This is a genomic window from Haladaptatus sp. HS23, assembly GCF_056892285.1.
Genome location: NZ_JBXGLH010000002.1, coordinates 242,527 through 259,839, shown reverse-complemented (window position 1 = coordinate 259,839; position 17,313 = coordinate 242,527). Strand labels below are relative to the sequence as shown.

The window sequence follows — 17,313 nt, the reverse complement described above, 5'->3', positions numbered from 1 at the left end:
GTCGGCGGACAGTTCGTTTCTTATCGTTCCCCTCCTTCTGGACGTTTCATGGCAGTTCATAACATGGTCAGCGAAGTATTTAGATATTGTGGTGGAATGAGCCACTAAAGAAGGCAGACAGATTTTGAAAGCGCAAAGATGAGAAAAGATGGAGTAGAATACAGTTCAAAACTGAACATCCACAAGATTCCACTGCGCTTCGTGTCGGTCTTTCTCGAAACCATCCGCGCGTGATTGCTATCGCGCGGTCTTATCTGAGGTCGACGAGGACGGCACGGAGTCGGTCACGGACGCCTCGTGATAAAAACGTGCGTCCGCAAGCGGATACTCTACCACCGGAGAGTTCCAAAAAAAGCCGTCGGAGGAGGACGCACCTACCACCGTTCATCTCCGACGACCATTCCTATTCGATACGAAGCCATGTGAGAGGAATGGTGATTTATTTCCCGTGACGGCATGGCCGTGTCCCTTTCCTCGTCGTGAGGACGTGTGGAGTGTACCATCGACATTTTCACGCCGATGGTGTGACCGACAGAGGAGGAACGCCATCTGTGCCGATATCTATCTTTATTGTGTTAGGTCCGAATGGCTGTGTGAAAGGAGTTTGCAGAAAGCTTTTACCGAAATGTGCTCACCAAGTAGTTATATGCCGAACAAGATAGGACACGAGACTTTCGCCGAGAGAATCATATTGACGGCACTCACGTTCGCAGTGACGCCGCTCGTCGTTATGCTCGTCGCGACTGGCCTCCTGTTCAAAGGTCGGTTTACGGCCGCGAGTCATTGGGTTGCACACGACTGGCGTGAACCGCTGTAACGGTGTGTACTCGTGAGGGTTGAATAAGCAAGCACCACATTCACACCTCGTCTATTCCTATGACAGTACGTCGAGGGGGCAGTGTTCTACACATCCGCAAAACCCCTTCGCCTCTGACATTTGTGTCGCTTCGAAAGTATTCCGTGCCACGTCTCCCACCGTGAGTCGGAATAATCGATATGGCCGAGCGACTGGTGAAGAGTAACCTCGTGACCAAGGGAGTGACACAGATACCGACAATCAGTTTCAGCCACATATATTTCGGCCAAAAAAGTAATTAAAATTACCCGGATAACGTAACTCGTCGGGGGTAACATCCGTGTGATTGCAGTAGCCTTCCCGACAAACGTGAGATGCCAATGACGACACCCACCTGACTCTCACGTTTCGACTGCAGTTCGGTGATTTGTTTTCCCCATAGCAGCGCGTCGATGGCGAGGTGGTATTCATGAGGCTTGAATATTCAAGCAGTGCACTCTCCACCTTCCCATTTCTACTTCGCTATGTCGAAGGGAAGTGCCCACACATCCGCGTTCCTTCGACAACGGCTCCCCGCTTACTGAGTCATGTAGTTGCAAGTCGGGGAGCTATCTGTTTCCCATCTTAGTAACGGAGCCCAAAACGAGAAAGACCAACGTAGCTTGTTTATAACTTCTTGGCGGACACAGCCAGTACAACCAGTCTGCCTCTATGGATTCTTATCAGATATTTTCCTATACCATCTGCATTCTCTTCGACATGGTCCTGCCGCAGGTGTACTACCGGTATAGCGCGTAAGAGGCGAGGTGCCGAACGACGTGATCGATAGGTCGGGGTGCATAGGGGCGAATCGGCACGGAACGAGTGTATTCGCCGCAGTGCGGGTTCCGCCGTTTCAAAGCTATCAGTCGTTTCTGGCGAGAGGCGGTCGTTTTCCGACTTTGTCCTCACAGACGTTGGTATCCGCTCGGAATCGTGTTATACATGGGATTTCTGTGGAGTGCACGAAACCCACCACGTTCGTGCATATGGAAAGGCATTAATCCGCCCTGTTTGTACAGAACAGTGAATGAGTTTGTCCGAGTCCGACCGAGAGTTGGTCGTGGCAGAACTCGGCCGTGACCCGACACCGGCCGAGGAAGCGCTGTTCGAGAACCTCTGGAGTGAACACTGTGCGTATCGGTCGTCGCGGCCCCTATTGTCCGCGTTCGAATCCGAGAGCGAGGAGGTCGTCATCGGGCCGGGTGACGACGCCGCCGTCGTTGCGTTGGATAGTTCCACCTACATCACGATGGGTATCGAGAGCCACAATCACCCCTCCTACGTGGACCCGTACGACGGCGCGGCGACGGGCGTCGGCGGCATCGTCCGCGACACGTTGTCGATGGGGGCGTACCCCATCGCGCTCGCCGATAGCCTCTACTTCGGTGGCTTCGACCGCGAACACTCTCGCTACCTGCTGGAAGGCGTCGTGGAGGGCATCGCCGATTACGGCAACTCCATCGGCGTTCCGACCGTGACCGGAAGCACGCAGTTCCACCCGGACTACGAGGGCAACCCGCTGGTCAACGTCGCGTGTGTCGGACTGCTTCCCGCGGACCGCCTCATCACGGCCGAAGCGCAGACGCCGGGCAACAAACTACTCCTCGTCGGGAACTCGACGGGTCGGGACGGGTTGGGCGGCGCGAGTTTCGCCAGCGAGGACCTCGCCGAGGACGCGGAGACGGAGGACCGCCCGGCGGTACAGGTCGGCGACCCGTACACCGAGAAACTCCTCATCGAGGCGAACGAGGAACTCGTGGACGGCGGACTCGTCGAATCGGCCCGCGACCTCGGTGCGGCGGGACTCGGCGGCGCGTCGAGCGAATTAGTGGCCAAGGGAGACCTCGGGGCCGACATCGAACTCGACCGCGTCCACCAGCGCGAACCGAACATGAACGCGCTGGAAATCCTCCTCGCGGAATCGCAGGAGCGTATGGTCTACGAAGTTCGCCCCGAGAACGTGGATGCCGTGGCCGATATCGCCGAGAAGTACGACCTCGGATGCACCGTCATCGGCGACGTGACCGACGGCAACTACGTCTGTGAGTTCGACGGCGAAGTCGTCGTGGACGTGCCCGCCGAGTTCATAGGTGACGGTGCGCCGATGAACGACCTCCCGTCGGAAACGCCGACCCAACCCGACCGCGACCTGCCGGAGTCGGACGTCCGCGAGGCGTTCGAAGCGGTCGTCGGGTCGCCCAACTGCGCAAGCAAGTCGTGGGTGTACCGCCAGTACGACCACGAAGTCCAAACGCGAACGTCGGTCCTGCCCGGCGACGACTCGGCCGTCCTCGCGGTTCGGCGGGCGGAACTCGGTCTCGCCTTCTCCTCGGGCGCGAACCCGAACTGGACGACGACGGCACCCTACGACGGTGCTCGCGCGGTCGCACTCGAAAACGCGACGAACCTCGCCGCCAAGGGCGCGACGCCGCTCGCCGCGGTCGATTGCCTGAACGGCGGTAACCCCGAGAAACCCGACGTGTACGGCGGTTTCAAGGGCATCGTGGACGGCCTCGCCGACATGTGTTCGACCCTCGGCGTTCCCGTCGTCGGCGGGAACGTCTCGCTGTACAACGACTCGCCGAGCGGCCCGATTCCGCCGACGCCGACGCTGGCGATGACGGGCACGACGGAGGAGTACGACGCACCCCCGACGGAACTCGCGGGTGAAGGAGCCCTCCTTCTCGTCGGCGAACCCGCCGCCGAACTCGGCGGTTCCGAGTACCTCGCACAGGTCGGCGGTACCGACCGCTTCCCGGCGCTTCCGGAGAACGCCGTGGAACTCCTCGGAGGACTCCGAGCGGTCGCCACGCAGGACGGCACGCTCGCGGTCCACGACGTGAGCGACGGCGGCCTCGCGGTGACGCTCGCCGAGATGGTTTCGGAGGACGCGGGCGCGGCCGTCTCTCTCGGAGACGCCGACGCCGCCGAATCGCTGTTCAGCGAACTCCCCGGCCGGGCGGTGGTCGAGACGAACGACCCGGACGCGGTGGTCGAAGCGTTCGACGGCGTCGCCCCCGTCACTGAACTCGGCGAGGCGAACGGCTCGGGAACGCTCCAAATCGACCTCGACGGCGAGGGACTTCGCTACACGGCGAGCGAAATCGCAGCGCTCCGCGACGTCCTCGTTCGGGAACTCGAATAAGGAATCGGGGTCGCTCGGTCGCCGTTTTCGATTCGGAAGCGGAACGGTATGGGATGAGTGTCTCGCGTTACTGTCCGTTGGAGGTGCTCATCGCTCGTCCATCGAATAGCCTCGAAAACGGAGTCCGATGTCTCAGAGCAACAGTGGAACGCCGACCACGACGGCGAGGCCGATGACGAGGACGACGAATCCGGTCGTCACCTGTCCCATCGTGAACTCCTGCATCGGCGAGGTCAGTCGCGACATTCCGTCCGTGTGCTGCACCGGGTCGGTGTCTTCTTGCATGGTTTCAGGTCTGCGTGCGCGGTACTTCGATGTATCGGTGTTGGGAGCGATATGATACGGTCCAACGTTGTTTTTCGAAACCTCCGCCACGCTCCGGATACGTTGGTCGTGCGTTCTCTCCGACGAGGACAGACGTCACACGACCGCACCGCGACAGTCACACCCTCCCCAACCGACTCCCTCCCCCGCTTCGCTCCTCCGGTCGTCCACCGTCAGAGCACGCTCTGACGAACCGTTCGCTCGTTCCGTCGTCACTCCCGACGACCTCGCACGCCTCATCGAGGCGGTTCGGCCGAATACTGGCCGAACCGCCTCGCCAGCGCGCGCCACAGTGAAACACTCGAATCCGCAATGCCTCTCGGACCGTCTCGCCGTTTACTCGCAACGGTTTCCCGTAACCCGACTCCTTTTGCCACCCGGTTCCCAACCCACACCCAATGACGCTCACGAAGCGGATAATCCCGTGCATCGACGTGGATTTGGACGACGACGGGAACCCGGCGGTGTACACGGGTGTCAACTTCGAGGACCTGAAGTACACCGGCGACCCGGTGGAGATGGCGCGACAGTACAACGAGGCGGGCGCGGACGAGTTCGTCTTCCTCGACATCACGGCCAGCGCCGACGGCCGCGAGACGATGTTAAACGTCGTCTCCGAGGTGGCCGACGAGGTGTTCATCCCGCTCACCGTCGGCGGCGGGATTCGGACGCGAGAGGACATCAAGGAAACCCTCCGAGCGGGGGCGGACAAGGTGTCAATCAACACCGCCGCGCTGGAACGCCCCGAACTCGTCACCGAGGGCGCGACGGCGTTCGGCAACCAGTGCATCGTCATCAGCGTGGACGCCCAACGGCGCTTCGACGAGGAGGGCGAACACTACGCGGAAGTGGACGGCGAGTCCTGCTGGTTCGAGTGCACGGTCAAGGGCGGCCGCGAGGGGACCGGCATCGACGTGGTCGAATGGGCGAAGGAGGCCGAATCACGCGGCGCGGGCGAACTGTTCGTCAACTCCATCGACGCCGACGGGACGAAGGACGGCTACGACATCCCGCTGACGAAGGCCGTCTGCGACTCGGTTTCGACGCCGGTCATCGCCTCGTCGGGGTGTGGCGGACCGGAAGACGCCTACGAGGTGTTCGCCGACGCGAACGCGGACGCGGCGCTCGCGGCGTCCATCTTCCACTTCGGCGAGTATTCGATTCGGGAGGTAAAGGAGTACCTCGCGGAGCGGGACGTACCCGTGCGATTGTAGCGTTCGCGGTCGGTCGAAATTCGAGACGAAAGAAGAACTTCAGGCGGTCGTGAACGCCTCGTGGAAGGCGCTCGTCTTGTCTTTGACGTTCTGTGCTCCGGCCTCCAACGTGTCGATGGGGTCGACACCGTCCTCTGTTTTGATGGTGAGGAGTGGGTCCGTCTGTCCCCCGGACTGTTCGGGGTTCAGGTCGTACGTCGCAGCGGCGACGCCCTCGGTTTCGAGGAGTGCACCCTTCAGCACGTTCATGAAGGTGTGGTCTTCGCCCCCGATTTCGATTCGGAGTTCCGTATCGCTCTTCTCGATAACCCGCAGTTCCATACCATGGAATTCTCCATTGTCGCGTTTCAATCTTGCGAAGCGCGCGTTTTCGTGTTCGCAGGGATAGCCGAGGAGATCACTCGGAGGTGGGATAAAAAAGCGAACGTAACGGATTCGCGGTCAGAACTGCATCTTCGCGCCGACGTACAGCACGACGACGAGGAAGATCCAGACCGCGTCCACGAAGTGCCAGTACATCGAGACGGTCGACACGGAGACGTGGCGGTCCGCCGAGTACTGTCCGGTGAGCGAACGAACGAAGACGATGCCGATGAGTACCGCACCCATCGAGACGTGCAGGCCGTGCAGACCCGTCAGGCCGAAGAACGCGCTGTTGAACACGCCGCCCGTGAAGGTGAACCCTTCGTGGACGATGAACTCGTAGTATTCGAGTACCTGCCCGCCGATGAACACGACTCCGAGGAGGAGCGTCGCGCCGAGGCCGGCGATGAAGCGACTGCGGTTGTTCTTCCGCAGTTCGATGTGCGCCCAGTGGAGCGTGATACTGCTCGCGACCAGCAACACCGTGTTGGCGATGACGAGCGAACCGACGAGGTCGGGTATTTCTGCACCCGTCGGGGGCCACGTCCCCGCGCGGATGAAGAAGTAGTAAACGAACCCGGCCCCGAACGTCGCTATCTCGGACCCGAGGAACGAAATCATCCCCCAGCGGAGCGCGTTCGAACCCGCCTCGTGCGTGTTTCTGCTCCAGAAGTGTTTGACGAATGCGTGATACAGCCAGCCGTACAAGCCGGTCAGGAAGACCAAGGCGCTGGCGATGAACACCGCGGGACCGATGGTCGGCCCGACGAGCGCTTCGTCGCCGCGTCCAAGGATGAACAATGCGGCACCGACGTAGAACCCTGCCCCGCCTATCGCGGTGATGAAGGGCCACCACGACGCCTCGCCGAAACCTTTCGGCCAGTCTTCGACGGCCGGGAGGTGATGGCCGTGCTCCTCTGTCGAATCGTCCGTTACCGTCATACAGAGACGGTTACGGCCCGACTACTAAAAATGCACCCAAAGGCGCTCGGCGGAAAGCGGAAGAGAGACTTCGCTAGGGAGGTATTGTAACGAGAAAAGAGCGTTTTCAGGCTGACGTGCTGTTGCCGCCCGATGTGCTGTTACCCGACGTGCCGTTCGAACTGCCGCCCGACGAGTTCTCCTTTTGCTGCTGTTTCACCCACTTCTTGTACTCCTCGTTGGAGACGACCTTGATCTTGCTCAGCATGTTGGAGTGACCGACACCACAGTACTCCGCACAGTAGACCTGATAGGTACCCGTCTCGGTGAGCTTCGTCTTGATGGTGTGGTGCTGGTTCGGGATGGCGTCCTGTTTCAACCCGAGTTCGGGGACGTGGAACGAGTGAATCCAGTCCTTCGACGTTACGTTGAAGTACACCGGTCTTCCCGTCGGAACGACGAGTTCAGAGGACCCCGTGATGTTCTGGTCGGGATAGTTGTAGGACCAGACGTAGCGTTGCCCGACGACTTCCACGTTGACGGCGTTCGCTTCCTGGTTCATCGCGTCCTGTGGCGTCGTCGTGATGTACTGGTTCGCCATCACACCGTAGGAGGCATATCCGACGAAAAGGAGGACGATTGCGGTGGCGACCGTCCACGTGATTTCGAGGCGTCGGTTCTCCTTCGTGGGGAGGGGGTCGTCGTTGTTGCGGAACTTCAGCACGGTGTAGATGAGGATTCCCTCAACGAGCACCGCGATGGGTATCCCTGCGTACAGCAACTGTCCGTTCAGCGTTTGAATCAGGCGTTCAGTCGTCGAGCTGTACGCCGCCACAGGGTCGACGGCGACCGCGAGGAGTGTCGCGCCGAGCGCCGCGACGAACGCTATCCGCTTGGAATCCATATTGACCTAGGCTTCGGAAGTGACCCATAAATATGTGCTGTCTTCGTCGTCACCGAAAGTCGGATGGTCTAAGTACGCGGGCACACAAATCGTCAAACAACGGTGCCATTGCAGGACTCCTCATCAGGACGGTTCGAACGTACACTGACAGCGACCGCAGTCGGCGTGTACCTACTGGTCGTCGTCGGTGCGACGACTTCGCTCGTCAACGCCGCGTCGGCGTGTTCGACGTGGCCCGCCTGCAACGGCCATTGGCTCGTTCCGCTCAGCGACCCGAAACTCCTCATCGCGTGGACCCACCGCGCCGTCGCGCTCGTCGTCGGCCTGTGTCTGCTCGCGACGGCCGCGTTAGCGCTCCTCGGAGATTTACGACCGCGCGTGAAGGCCGCCGTTGGCTTCGCCGCCGTCCTCTATCCGGTGCAGGTCGTGTTGGGTGCATTTGCGGCGACGACGGCGACGACGACTTCGTTCGCCGCTATCCACCTCATCGTCGGAATGGCCATCTTCGTCGGTGTCGTCCTGGCCCTCGCGTGGACGCTCGAACCCGAAGCGAGCAGCGGTCCGGTCGGCATGAGCTTTACCGACCCGGAACCCGCCGACACGTCGGGCACGACCGGTGACATCTCGGGACTCCGGGCGACGGCCTACGCCTACTTCCGTCTGATGAAGCCGCGGCTGATGTGGCTGCTCTGTCTCGTCGCCTCCGCCGGAATGGCGCTCGCGGCGGGACCGAACCTCGAAGTCGGAACCGTCGTCGCGACGCTCACGGGCGGCGTCCTCTCCATCGGCGCGAGCGGGACGTTCAACCACGTCCTCGAACGCGACGTGGACCAGCGGATGAACCGCACCGCCGACCGCCCGGCCGCGACGGCACAGATTCCCGTCCGGAACGCCATCGCTTTCGGCGTCCTGTTGGCCGTCGCGTCGCTGGCCGTCTTCCTCTCGGTGAACCTGCTCGTCGCCGTCTTCGGCCTGTTCGCCATCGTGTTCTACAGCGTGATTTACACGCTTATCCTGAAGCCGAACACGGTACAGAACACCGTCATCGGCGGCTTGGCGGGGTCGCTTCCGGCGCTCATCGGCTGGGCCGCCGTCACGGACGGCGTCGGCCTGCCCGCGTTGGTGTTGGCCGGAGTTATCTTCCTGTGGACGCCCGCCCACTTCTACAACCTCGCGCTGGCGTACAAGGACGACTACGCACGCGGCGGGTTCCCGATGATGCCCGTCGTCCGCGGCGAGGCCGAAACGCGCAAACACATCCTGCTCTGGCTCGGCGCGACGCTGCTCGCGGCGGGCGCGCTCGCCACGGTGACGACGCTCGGATGGCTGTACGCCGTCACGACCGTCGTCTTCGGTGCGGTCTTCCTCGTGGCCGTCGTGAAACTGCACCGCGAACGCGACGATACAGCGGCGTTCCGCTCGTTCCACGCGTCGAACGCCTATCTCGGCGCGCTCCTCGTCGCCATCGTCGTCGATGCACTCGTACTATGAGTACTGGTTTCGCACGATACCGACCGACCGGCGAATCGCTGCTGTGGGGAGCCGTCGTGCTGAACGCGGAACTGTTCGCGCTGTTGCTCTACTTCGCCATCTCGAACTACTCCGGCGGCGAACTGCGCTACCTGCTCTACCCGTTCGTCTGGATAAACGTCGCCCTCCTCGCGGTGGTGAAGACGAAACCCATCGCTCGGAACGACCGCGATAGGCTACTCGGACTCGTCATCGCGTCGGGATACTTCCTACTGGTCGCCTACTTCGGCGGCCTGTTCGGTCCCGCCCACTCGATGGCCGGCATGCCCGCGAGCGGTCTCCGAATCGCATGGCTCCCGCCCGGATGGGGGCCGGCGCTCCTCTTTCACAACGACATCGTTCGGGTATCGCTCATGCCGTTCAAGGTGGTCGGCTACCTGGCGCTCGCGTACCTCGTCTACGCGACCATCCTCGACGCGGCGGGGTCCGCCATCTCCGGTCTCCTCGGCCTGTTCTCGTGTGTGAGCTGTTCGTGGCCAATCGTAGCGTCGCTCGTTACCGGCGTCGCGGGCGCCGGGTCGGGGCTCGCCGCGACGGTTTCGTCCGGGTCCTACGACATCTCAACCGTCGTCTTCGTCGTCACCGTCGCGCTGTTGTACTGGCGGCCGACGATTCGATGACGAAGACGGCAAGGCCCATGCCACATCCCTGAATATTTTCCGACGAATGGACCGGGTCCCCGGCAGAAATCTCCAACTGCGGATGGCGCTCGTATATTCGTCGTCATCCGCCTCGATTCGACATCCCGTCACATCGTTCGTGGTGGTTGAATCGAACCTCTTACCTAGGCACGGCGAGAAGTTTCGGGCATGTCCGACGCACTCGTCGCCGAGAACGTTCGGAAGGAGTACGGCGATACCGTCGCATTGGACGGTGTCTCACTCTCGGTCGGCGCGGGCGAGGTGTTCGCGCTCATCGGGCCGAACGGTGCGGGCAAGACAACACTCATCCGGTCACTGACCGGGACGACGACTCCAGACGGCGGGACCGTCTCCGTCCTCGGTGTCCCGCCCGGTAACGTGGATAAATCACGGGTCGGCCTGCTTCCGCAGTCGTTCGACCCACCGGCCCGCCTCTCGGCGCGGGAACTCGTCGCGTACTACGCGGGACTGTACGACGGTGCCCGCGACCCGGACGAAGCGCTCGCGGACGTGGGACTTTCCGACACCGGCGACACGTGGTACGAGAACCTCTCGGGAGGACAGCAACGTCGCGTGTGCGTGGCCGCGACGCTGGTCAACGACCCCGAGGTCCTGTTTCTGGACGAACCGACGACGGGTATCGACCCGGCGGGACGCCGCGCGCTCTGGTCGCTCGTCGAGGACCTCGCGGCGGGCGGAACGACCGTGTTCCTGACGACCCACTACATGGCCGAGGCCGAGCGATTAGCCGACCGGGTCGGCCTCCTCGCGGACGGCGGCATCGTCGCCGTGGGGACGCCCGACGCGCTCATCGGCGAACACGGCGGCGAGAGTCGACTCGTCGTGGAGACGGCGACGCCTCGCGCCTCCGTCGAGATAGGCTACACGGTCGAGGAGACCGAGTCTGGGTTGGTCTTCGACGGCGTGACGCCCGCCGACATCGGCGACGTCGTCGCGGATTTGAACTCGCGCGGCGTGGAGTACGAGGCGCTGACGTGGAGCGAACCCGACTTGGAAGACGTGTACCTCCGACTGACGGGGGCATCGATCGGACCCGAGACGACGCGACGCGCCGGTGAGGCCGCAATCGCCGAGGGTGACCGATGACGACGGCCGGTCGCGTTCGGTCGGAGGCCGGTGCGGCGTGGCGGTCGTTCCTCCGCCGCCGGACCGCGGTGTTCTTCACGTTCTTCTTCCCGGTCATCCTCATCCTCATCTTCGCGGTGTTAGTGCAGACGAACCCGGGGTCCGGTGGTTCGGGCGGCCTGTTCTCGAAACCGGCGGCGTACTACCTTCCGGGCTATCTCGCCGTCGTCGTGCTGTTCACGCCGCTGTCGCGCGTGGGGAGTTCGGTGTCCCGCCACCGCGAGTCCAACCGCTTCGAGAAACTGGCGACGACGCCTCTCACCCGCGCCGAGTGGTTGCTCGCGCACACGCTCGTCAACGTCGTCATCATCGGGTTGGCGGGCGTCATCATCCTCGCGCTGATGGCGCTCGTGACGAACGCGGGCGTCTCGTTCGGCGCGTTGCCCCTCGTCGCGGTGTTCATCGCGCTCGCCGTCGGGTTGTTCTGCGGTCTCGGGGCGCTCCTCGGCAGTTTCGCCGGGTCGGCTGACGGGGTCATCGCCGCAAGCAACGCCATCGCCCTGCCGCTCCTCTTCCTCTCGGACACGTTCGTCACGCCGGACCTCCTGCCGTCGTGGTTCCAACCGGTGATGAACCTCTCGCCGCTCACCTACTTCGCACGCGGCGTGCGGATACTCACCTACTCCGGCGGGTCGAGCGGCGGCGACTTGGTGATACTCGCGGTGCTCGCGGTGGCGTTCTTCCTCGCCGGGGCGTACGCGATTCCCGAGACTGATTGAACGGGACTTCGTTAGAAATCCTTCACTATCGGAACGAGTAGTGTCGTTCAGCAGGAACCTCACTGTTTCCCCGAAAACAGGTCGGTAAAAAGGCGTGAGCGTTACGCTGGAATCGTCCAGCCGTAGATGTGATTCAGCATGACGTAGGTGACGACGCCGAGCGAGAGCGAGAGAATCCACGCCGAGGCCGCGATTCTGCCGACCTTCGCGTGTGCCGTGTCGCGGAGTTCGGCGGGTGTGTGAGTGAGTCCGAGTACGAGTGCGTACAGCACGACCGGGACGGAAACGACCGAGAGGACGATGTGTATGGCGAGCATGATGAGATAGGCGTAGTAGACGAATCCCTCCACGAGGATGTGTTTCTCGCCGCCGCTCCCGCCGACCTTCGTGAGGTAGAGCGCGAGGAAGACGAGGATGAGACAGAACGAGGTTATCATCGCCGCGCGGTGTTTCTCGACCTCTCCGTTGCGAATCCAGTACCAACCGAGTGCGAGCGAGACGGTCGCGACGGTGTTCACGACCGCGATGGCGTCGGAGAGCAGGTTGACGGTTCCCCGGCCGATGGACGGATAAATCGGCAGGATGCCCGCGAACGTCCCGAGGACGAGTACGTACCCGATAACCGAGAGGACTGCCGTCACTTTCGCCGGACTCTCCCGCGCACGTTGTCGCGCGTTCGCCGTAGCCATGACGGGCGATTGGGACCGCCGGGGTAAGGTGGCTTCGCTTCGTTCTCACCTCGTGGGATTGGTGACGGGAGTTTCGGCGCTCCGATGGAATTATTGTATCGCGAGTAATATCAGCGAATATCAATGTCTGCTCTCGATAGGATTCCCTCCCCCTCGTGTCCTGTTGTTGGTCCTGTTCATGGGGACGCTCGTCCTTGCAACGCTCGCCGGTCTCACCGACAGCGACGCAGCCCGGAAACTCCTCCGCGTGTTCATCCCGCTCGCTGGCGTGGTGTTCGCGCTCAGCGCTGCTCGCGAAGCACGGTCCCGGTCGGAACTCGCTGTACACTTCGTCATCGGTTTTTCCTGCACTATCGGCCTCTACCTCGAACTCGTCGGTGATGGCGTGTTCTCCAACCTGTACGTGAACCTCGCCATCATCGTGAGTGGAATCGCGATTCGGGCGACCACGTTCAGACGCGATGAATGGTCCAGTCCGAACTATCCCACGAAAACGGAAACGACGCCCACGGATACGGACTTCTGGGACGACCCGAAATCCGCGCTCCCCGACACGGAATCGGTGCTCATCGTTGCCCTCATCGCAGTGGGGGCAGTCGTGTTTTTCGACGCCTCGGGGTTCCACACGATAGCGAACATCGAGGAGGCGCTCCGCTCCGACCCGCTGGATTTCGTTTGGCCCATCGCGCTGGCCGTGGGGGCGAAAGTCGTCTCCCTCCTCCAGGGTCGAGCGGAGGAATCGGCGTTGGGAGAGGAGTGACCCGATTCCACCGACCCACATTGGGACTGCCGCCCGCGTACAACAATCGGACTTGTTCTTTCACAACTCGTTTTTCACATGTATTTCCGTTAAAGTGAAACCCGAACGCGGGGAAGGGTGGTGTATGAGCGCAGATCAGGAACAGCAATCGATTCGCTGCCTCGTCGCGAAGGTCGGACTCGACGGCCACGACCGCGGCGCACACGTCATCGCGCGGGCCTTCCGCGACGCCGGATTCGAAGTCGTCTACTCGGGACTGCACAACGCCCCCGACGAAATCGTGCAGGCGGCCGTGCAGGAGGACGTGAACGTCCTCGGTATCTCCATTCTCTCGGGCGCACACGACACCCTCGTTCCCAAAATCATCGAGGGACTCAAGGAGTACGACGCGTTCGACGACACCCTCATCCTCGTCGGCGGCGTCGTTCCCGACGACGACAAGGCCGAACTCAAGGAACTCGGCGTCGCGGAGGTGTTCGGTCCGGGCACGCCGATGGAAGAGACTATCCAGTTCGTCCGTGAAAACGCGCCCGAACGATGAGCGCGACGCACGCGGACCTGCTCGCCGACCTCCTCGACGGGAAGCACCGGGCGCTGGCACGAGTCATCACGAAAATCGAGAACCGCGACCCCGGCTATCGGGAACTCGTCTCGGAACTGCATTCCTACACGGGTGACGCCGAAGTTATCGGCATCACGGGCAGTCCCGGCGCGGGAAAATCGACGCTCGTTGACAAGGTGGCGAACTACTACCGCGAACGCGGCGAGACGGTCGGCGTCATCGCCATCGACCCCTCCTCGCCGTTCACCGGCGGGGCCGTTCTCGGCGACCGCATCCGCATGGCGAGCAACGTCGGCGACATGGACGTGTTCTTCCGGTCGATGAGCGCACGCGGCAGTCTCGGCGGCCTCTCGACGGCCACGTCCGACGCCGTGAAGGCCCTCGACGCGTTCGGTAAGGACAAAATCATCGTCGAGACGGTCGGCGCGGGCCAAAACGAGATAGACATCGTGAAGACCGCCGACACGGTCGCGGTGTTGATGCCGCCTGAAAGCGGCGACAACGTACAGATGTTGAAGGCGGGTATCCTCGAAATCGCCGACGTGTTCGTTGTGAACAAGGCCGACCTCCCCGGCGCGAACCGGACGGTCACGGAACTCACCGAGATGGTCCACATGCGCGACGGGCAACCGACGCCCGAATTCGGCGACGAGGTGGACTACGACTGGGAACCGAAAATCGTCGAGACGGTGGCGAAGGACGGCGAGGGCGTCGCCGAGTTCATCGACGTCCTCGACGAACACCGTGATGTCCTCGAAACCACGGGCATGCTCGACGCGAAAGCCCGAACGAGATACGCCGAGGAGATACGGGCGCTCCTCCGCGAGGACGCAAACCGTCTCGTCGCGTCCGAAATCGAATCCCGTGGCGGCATCGAGGAGTTGGTCGAAGCCGTCTTCGAGCGGGAGACCGACCCGTATTCGGTCGCCGACGAGGTAATTACCCCCATCGAGGACTGCCTTCACGATTGATTTCTGGCATAACCGATAAACCAATTCGGGTCGCCATCCTACGTATGAAACTTCGACGGCTCGCCACAGCGACGGCAAGTGGGGTCGGACTCGCCGCACTGGTAAATAGAACACTCGCGGAACGTGCAGAACCGCTCGGCCCACCGTTGGAGGGCTTTCAGGGGACCTACCGCTGGCGTGGGTTCGACGTCGCCTACACCGAGGCGGGCGACCCGGAAAACCCCGACGTGCTCCTTCTCCACGGCGTCCACGCCGCCGCGTCGAACAAGGAGTTCCAGCAGGTTTTCCAGCAACTCGCACAGAAGTACCACGTCGTCGCACCCGACCTGCCCGGATTCGGTCGGTCGTCACGTCCGCCGGTCGTGTACACCGCCGAACTCTACACGTCCTTCGTCGTCGACTTCGCGGACGACATGACCGACGAGGCCATCTGTCTCGCCTCCTCGCTCACGGGGTCCTACGCCGTGCTCGCACAGGTGGAAACGGGAGCGTTCTCGCGGTTGGAACTCATCTGCCCCACCGACGACGCCGGAAAGCGGCGGACGTGGCTCCGCACGCTGCTTCGCTCGCCGCTCGTCGGAACGGCGCTGTTCAACGCGCTCGCCAGCAAGCGCTCGATTCGACGGTTCAACGAGCGCGACGGCTACTACAGCGAGGCGTCGTACACGGAGAAGGACGTGGAGTTCGAGTGGCAGACGGCCCATCAGCCGGGCGCTCGCTTCGCTCCGGCGTCGTTCGTCTCGGGGTATCTCAACCCCGAAGCGGACCTCGGCGAGGAAATCGCTCACGTTGACGTTCCCGTGACGCTCGTCTGGGGACGTGAAGCGAAGGTCACGCCGCTCGAAGGCGGACAAGAACTCGCGGACGAAGGGGATACGCGCCTCATCGTGTTCGACGAGGCGCGACTGCTTCCGCACGTCGAACATCCCGGTCCGTTCCTCGAAGTGCTGTTCGACGAACTAGAGCCGCTCGAACTGCAGTAGTCGGTCGCCGCTCGTTTTCGATTCGCCGATCGCTAACGACACCGAGTCCCCGACTTCGACACCGTCGGGGGCCATCGCGGTCACGCGAACCGGTCCGAAGTCGGCGATGGCTGTCGTGTACGGCGCGTCGTCCGTGAACGAGGGTGCCGCGACGTGAACGACCGTGTACGTGTCGATTTCTCCGGCTTCGGGAAGCGGCGTTTCTTCGAGGTGGGTGTCGCCGCATTCGGGACAGATTCGGCTCGGCGGGAGCGACCCGTGTCCGTTTGCACATTCGAGGTAGTACGCGTCGCCCTCCTCGATGGCGTCCAACCACTCGTCGTAGCCGGTGTTGCCGTGGTCGTTTTCGCTCATTGTCCGACCTCCAGAACGTGAACCGTCGCGCTCGCGACCGTGCCACCCGCGTTGTGCGCCACACCGACGTTCGCGTCCGGCACGGCGTCGCTGTTGGGGTGGTCGCCGCGCAGGATGCGTGTCATCTCGACCATTTGACTGGCACCCGTCGCCCCGACCGGGTGGCCCTTGGCCTTCAGGCCGCCGGAGAGGTTGACCGGGCGATCCCCGTCCCGCGTCGTCTCGCCGCGTCTCGCCGCGCCGATACCTTCGCCGGGTGCGTAGAAGTCGAGCGCTTCGAGCGCCAGCACCTCCGCGATGGTGAAACAGTCGTGGACCTCCGCGACGTCCACGTCATTGGCGTCGATTCCCGCATCGGCGTACGCCTCTTCGGCGGCCTCCTCGGCCGCCGGTGAACGGGCGAGGTACTCGCGCCCTTGGAGCGCCATCCGGTCGCCGCCCTGTCCGGTTCCCATCACCGAAACCGGTGCGGACAGGTCGTTCTCCTCGGCGTACTCGTCGCTGACGAGGACGAGCGCGGCCGCTCCGTCCGTAATCGGACACGCGTCGAACAAGCCGAGCGGTTCGGCTATCATCGGTGCGTCGACCACCTGTTCGATTTCGATTTCCTCCTGGAACTGGGCGTGCTCGTTCGGCACGGCGTTCTCGTGGTTCTTGACCGCGATGTGGGCCAAATCCTCGCGCGACCCGCCGTACCCCTCGAAGTAGGCTCGCGCCATCAGCGCGTACGCGCCGGGGAACGTCATCCCGGCACGGACTTCGTAGAGGTCGTCCGCCGCGATGGCGAGGGCTTCCGTCGTCCTCGCCGTTCCGAGGTTGTTCATGCGCTCCGCGCCGCCGACGAGGAGGACGTCCGCCTCGCCGTTCCGAACGTCCTTGACCGCCTGTCGAATCGCGACGCCGCTGGATGCACACGCGCTCTCGTACCGCGTCGCGGGTGCGAGAACGCCCGCTGCTTCGGCCATGAGCGGTCCTTGGTGGCCTTGATGCTCGGCCAATTCTCCCATGAAATTCCCGTAGTGGAGCGCTTCTACGTCCTCACGGGGGACCTCCGCGTCGGCGAACGCGCCATCGCTCGCTTCGGCGAAGAGGTCCCTGCCGGTCCGCTCGGGATGCTTCCCGAAGTGAGTCAGTCCGACTCCCGCAATCCGAACGCCTGTCATGGGAGAACGTACGAGCGGTGCGGTTAAGAAAGTCACTCCTTTCGGTTTCGAGCCGATTAGAGGAAATTTCAACCGGTTGTTTCCCG

At 62.7% G+C, this 17,313-nt stretch carries 19 protein-coding genes; 11 read left to right on the top strand and 8 right to left on the bottom strand.

The window, feature by feature from the left end; genetic code table 11:
• Positions 1-646 precede the first annotated feature (646 nt).
• Together AC1XDK_RS07525 and purL are read left to right on the top strand one after the other, a co-directional pair.
• Positions 647-817, top strand: coding sequence for a hypothetical protein (locus AC1XDK_RS07525; RefSeq protein ID WP_483349202.1), 171 nt, complete (start codon positions 647-649; stop codon positions 815-817).
• Between the two features lie 1,048 nt (positions 818-1,865).
• Positions 1,866-3,983 carry a phosphoribosylformylglycinamidine synthase subunit PurL gene (gene purL / locus AC1XDK_RS07520; protein ID WP_483349201.1) on the top strand — a complete coding sequence of 706 codons (2,118 nt, stop codon included), beginning with the start codon at positions 1,866-1,868 and terminating at the stop codon, positions 3,981-3,983.
• A 132-nt stretch (positions 3,984-4,115) separates the two neighbouring features.
• Here purL and AC1XDK_RS07515 read toward each other — a convergent pair whose 3' ends face one another.
• Positions 4,116-4,268, bottom strand: coding sequence for a DUF7550 family protein (locus AC1XDK_RS07515; protein WP_231184059.1), 153 nt, complete (start codon positions 4,266-4,268; stop codon positions 4,116-4,118).
• 157 nt (positions 4,269-4,425) lie between these two features.
• A complete protein-coding gene (locus AC1XDK_RS07510; protein WP_483349200.1) occupies positions 4,426-4,716 on the bottom strand; it encodes a hypothetical protein in 291 nt (96 codons plus the stop codon).
• Here AC1XDK_RS07510 and hisF point away from each other — a divergent pair.
• Positions 4,706-5,521 carry an imidazole glycerol phosphate synthase subunit HisF gene (hisF, locus tag AC1XDK_RS07505; protein WP_483349199.1) on the top strand — a complete coding sequence of 272 codons (816 nt, stop codon included), beginning with the start codon at positions 4,706-4,708 and terminating at the stop codon, positions 5,519-5,521. The two genes, AC1XDK_RS07510 and hisF, sit on opposite strands and share 11 nt — an antisense overlap.
• Positions 5,522-5,560: 39 nt before the next feature.
• Here the strand turns inward: hisF and AC1XDK_RS07500 are convergent, their stop codons facing one another.
• From AC1XDK_RS07500 to coxB, 3 genes are all read right to left on the bottom strand, one after another.
• Positions 5,561-5,842, bottom strand: coding sequence for a DNA-directed RNA polymerase subunit L (locus AC1XDK_RS07500; protein ID WP_483349198.1), 282 nt, complete (start codon positions 5,840-5,842; stop codon positions 5,561-5,563).
• A gap of 120 nt (positions 5,843-5,962) precedes the next feature.
• On the bottom strand, positions 5,963-6,826 hold the full coding sequence (locus tag AC1XDK_RS07495; RefSeq protein WP_483349197.1) for a cytochrome c oxidase subunit 3: 864 nt from the start codon (positions 6,824-6,826) through the stop codon (positions 5,963-5,965).
• A 106-nt stretch (positions 6,827-6,932) separates the two neighbouring features.
• Positions 6,933-7,709 carry a cytochrome c oxidase subunit II gene (coxB, locus tag AC1XDK_RS07490; RefSeq protein WP_483349196.1) on the bottom strand — a complete coding sequence of 259 codons (777 nt, stop codon included), beginning with the start codon at positions 7,707-7,709 and terminating at the stop codon, positions 6,933-6,935.
• A 108-nt stretch (positions 7,710-7,817) separates the two neighbouring features.
• Here coxB and AC1XDK_RS07485 point away from each other — a divergent pair, with 108 nt between their 5' ends.
• The 4 genes from AC1XDK_RS07485 to AC1XDK_RS07470 all read left to right on the top strand — a co-directional run bounded on the left by AC1XDK_RS07485 (position 7,818) and on the right by AC1XDK_RS07470 (position 11,745).
• Complete coding sequence (locus AC1XDK_RS07485; protein WP_483349850.1) at positions 7,818-9,200, top strand: heme o synthase; 1,383 nt, start codon at positions 7,818-7,820, stop codon at positions 9,198-9,200.
• Complete coding sequence (locus AC1XDK_RS07480; RefSeq protein ID WP_483349195.1) at positions 9,197-9,859, top strand: DUF7546 family protein; 663 nt, start codon at positions 9,197-9,199, stop codon at positions 9,857-9,859. Before AC1XDK_RS07485 ends, AC1XDK_RS07480 begins: the two co-directional genes overlap by 4 nt.
• Before the next feature lie 189 nt (positions 9,860-10,048).
• On the top strand, positions 10,049-10,987 hold the full coding sequence (locus AC1XDK_RS07475; protein ID WP_483349194.1) for an ABC transporter ATP-binding protein: 939 nt from the start codon (positions 10,049-10,051) through the stop codon (positions 10,985-10,987).
• Positions 10,984-11,745: an ABC transporter permease gene (locus AC1XDK_RS07470; protein WP_483349193.1), complete on the top strand. Its 762-nt coding sequence runs from the start codon at positions 10,984-10,986 to the stop codon at positions 11,743-11,745. Before AC1XDK_RS07475 ends, AC1XDK_RS07470 begins: the two co-directional genes overlap by 4 nt.
• A gap of 101 nt (positions 11,746-11,846) precedes the next feature.
• Here the strand turns inward: AC1XDK_RS07470 and AC1XDK_RS07465 are convergent, their stop codons facing one another.
• Positions 11,847-12,434 carry a DUF420 domain-containing protein gene (locus AC1XDK_RS07465; protein WP_483349192.1) on the bottom strand — a complete coding sequence of 196 codons (588 nt, stop codon included), beginning with the start codon at positions 12,432-12,434 and terminating at the stop codon, positions 11,847-11,849.
• A gap of 166 nt (positions 12,435-12,600) precedes the next feature.
• Here AC1XDK_RS07465 and AC1XDK_RS07460 point away from each other — a divergent pair, with 166 nt between their 5' ends.
• The 4 genes from AC1XDK_RS07460 to AC1XDK_RS07445 all read left to right on the top strand — a co-directional run bounded on the left by AC1XDK_RS07460 (position 12,601) and on the right by AC1XDK_RS07445 (position 15,710).
• Positions 12,601-13,194, top strand: a complete 594-nt coding sequence (locus tag AC1XDK_RS07460) for a hypothetical protein (protein ID WP_483349191.1) — start codon at positions 12,601-12,603, stop codon at positions 13,192-13,194.
• 124 nt (positions 13,195-13,318) lie between these two features.
• The gene (locus AC1XDK_RS07455; protein ID WP_483349190.1) at positions 13,319-13,735 is read left to right on the top strand and encodes a cobalamin B12-binding domain-containing protein; all 417 of its coding nucleotides are present in this window, start codon (positions 13,319-13,321) and stop codon (positions 13,733-13,735) included.
• Positions 13,732-14,727 (top strand): methylmalonyl Co-A mutase-associated GTPase MeaB, encoded by a 996-nt coding sequence (gene meaB / locus AC1XDK_RS07450; RefSeq protein ID WP_483349189.1) that lies wholly within the window; start codon positions 13,732-13,734, stop codon positions 14,725-14,727. The genes AC1XDK_RS07455 and meaB overlap by 4 nt, the downstream gene beginning before the upstream one ends.
• Before the next feature lie 44 nt (positions 14,728-14,771).
• Complete coding sequence (locus tag AC1XDK_RS07445) at positions 14,772-15,710, top strand: alpha/beta fold hydrolase (protein ID WP_483349188.1); 939 nt, start codon at positions 14,772-14,774, stop codon at positions 15,708-15,710.
• Here AC1XDK_RS07445 and AC1XDK_RS07440 read toward each other — a convergent pair.
• Both AC1XDK_RS07440 and AC1XDK_RS07435 read right to left on the bottom strand, forming a co-directional pair.
• Positions 15,687-16,064 carry a Zn-ribbon domain-containing OB-fold protein gene (locus AC1XDK_RS07440; protein WP_483349187.1) on the bottom strand — a complete coding sequence of 126 codons (378 nt, stop codon included), beginning with the start codon at positions 16,062-16,064 and terminating at the stop codon, positions 15,687-15,689. The two genes, AC1XDK_RS07445 and AC1XDK_RS07440, sit on opposite strands and share 24 nt — an antisense overlap.
• On the bottom strand, positions 16,061-17,227 hold the full coding sequence (locus tag AC1XDK_RS07435; protein WP_483349186.1) for a thiolase C-terminal domain-containing protein: 1,167 nt from the start codon (positions 17,225-17,227) through the stop codon (positions 16,061-16,063). Before AC1XDK_RS07435 ends, AC1XDK_RS07440 begins: the two co-directional genes overlap by 4 nt.
• Between the last annotated feature and the right edge of the window lie 86 nt (positions 17,228-17,313).

What these genes read in the sequence shown, in the direction of transcription:
- AC1XDK_RS07525 (WP_483349202.1), top strand. Translation starts at nt 647, where the DNA reads ATGCCGAACAAGATAGGACACGAGACTTTCGCCGAGAGAATCATATTG.
- purL (WP_483349201.1), top strand. Translation starts at nt 1,866, where the DNA reads ATGAGTTTGTCCGAGTCCGACCGAGAGTTGGTCGTGGCAGAACTCGGC.
- AC1XDK_RS07515 (WP_231184059.1), bottom strand. Translation starts at nt 4,268, where the DNA reads ATGCAAGAAGACACCGACCCGGTGCAGCACACGGACGGAATGTCGCGA.
- hisF (WP_483349199.1), top strand. Translation starts at nt 4,706, where the DNA reads ATGACGCTCACGAAGCGGATAATCCCGTGCATCGACGTGGATTTGGAC.
- AC1XDK_RS07500 (WP_483349198.1), bottom strand. Translation starts at nt 5,842, where the DNA reads ATGGAACTGCGGGTTATCGAGAAGAGCGATACGGAACTCCGAATCGAA.
- AC1XDK_RS07495 (WP_483349197.1), bottom strand. Translation starts at nt 6,826, where the DNA reads ATGACGGTAACGGACGATTCGACAGAGGAGCACGGCCATCACCTCCCG.
- coxB (WP_483349196.1), bottom strand. Translation starts at nt 7,709, where the DNA reads ATGGATTCCAAGCGGATAGCGTTCGTCGCGGCGCTCGGCGCGACACTC.
- AC1XDK_RS07480 (WP_483349195.1), top strand. Translation starts at nt 9,197, where the DNA reads ATGAGTACTGGTTTCGCACGATACCGACCGACCGGCGAATCGCTGCTG.
- AC1XDK_RS07475 (WP_483349194.1), top strand. Translation starts at nt 10,049, where the DNA reads ATGTCCGACGCACTCGTCGCCGAGAACGTTCGGAAGGAGTACGGCGAT.
- AC1XDK_RS07470 (WP_483349193.1), top strand. Translation starts at nt 10,984, where the DNA reads ATGACGACGGCCGGTCGCGTTCGGTCGGAGGCCGGTGCGGCGTGGCGG.
- AC1XDK_RS07465 (WP_483349192.1), bottom strand. Translation starts at nt 12,434, where the DNA reads ATGGCTACGGCGAACGCGCGACAACGTGCGCGGGAGAGTCCGGCGAAA.
- AC1XDK_RS07455 (WP_483349190.1), top strand. Translation starts at nt 13,319, where the DNA reads ATGAGCGCAGATCAGGAACAGCAATCGATTCGCTGCCTCGTCGCGAAG.
- meaB (WP_483349189.1), top strand. Translation starts at nt 13,732, where the DNA reads ATGAGCGCGACGCACGCGGACCTGCTCGCCGACCTCCTCGACGGGAAG.
- AC1XDK_RS07445 (WP_483349188.1), top strand. Translation starts at nt 14,772, where the DNA reads ATGAAACTTCGACGGCTCGCCACAGCGACGGCAAGTGGGGTCGGACTC.
- AC1XDK_RS07440 (WP_483349187.1), bottom strand. Translation starts at nt 16,064, where the DNA reads ATGAGCGAAAACGACCACGGCAACACCGGCTACGACGAGTGGTTGGAC.
- AC1XDK_RS07435 (WP_483349186.1), bottom strand. Translation starts at nt 17,227, where the DNA reads ATGACAGGCGTTCGGATTGCGGGAGTCGGACTGACTCACTTCGGGAAG.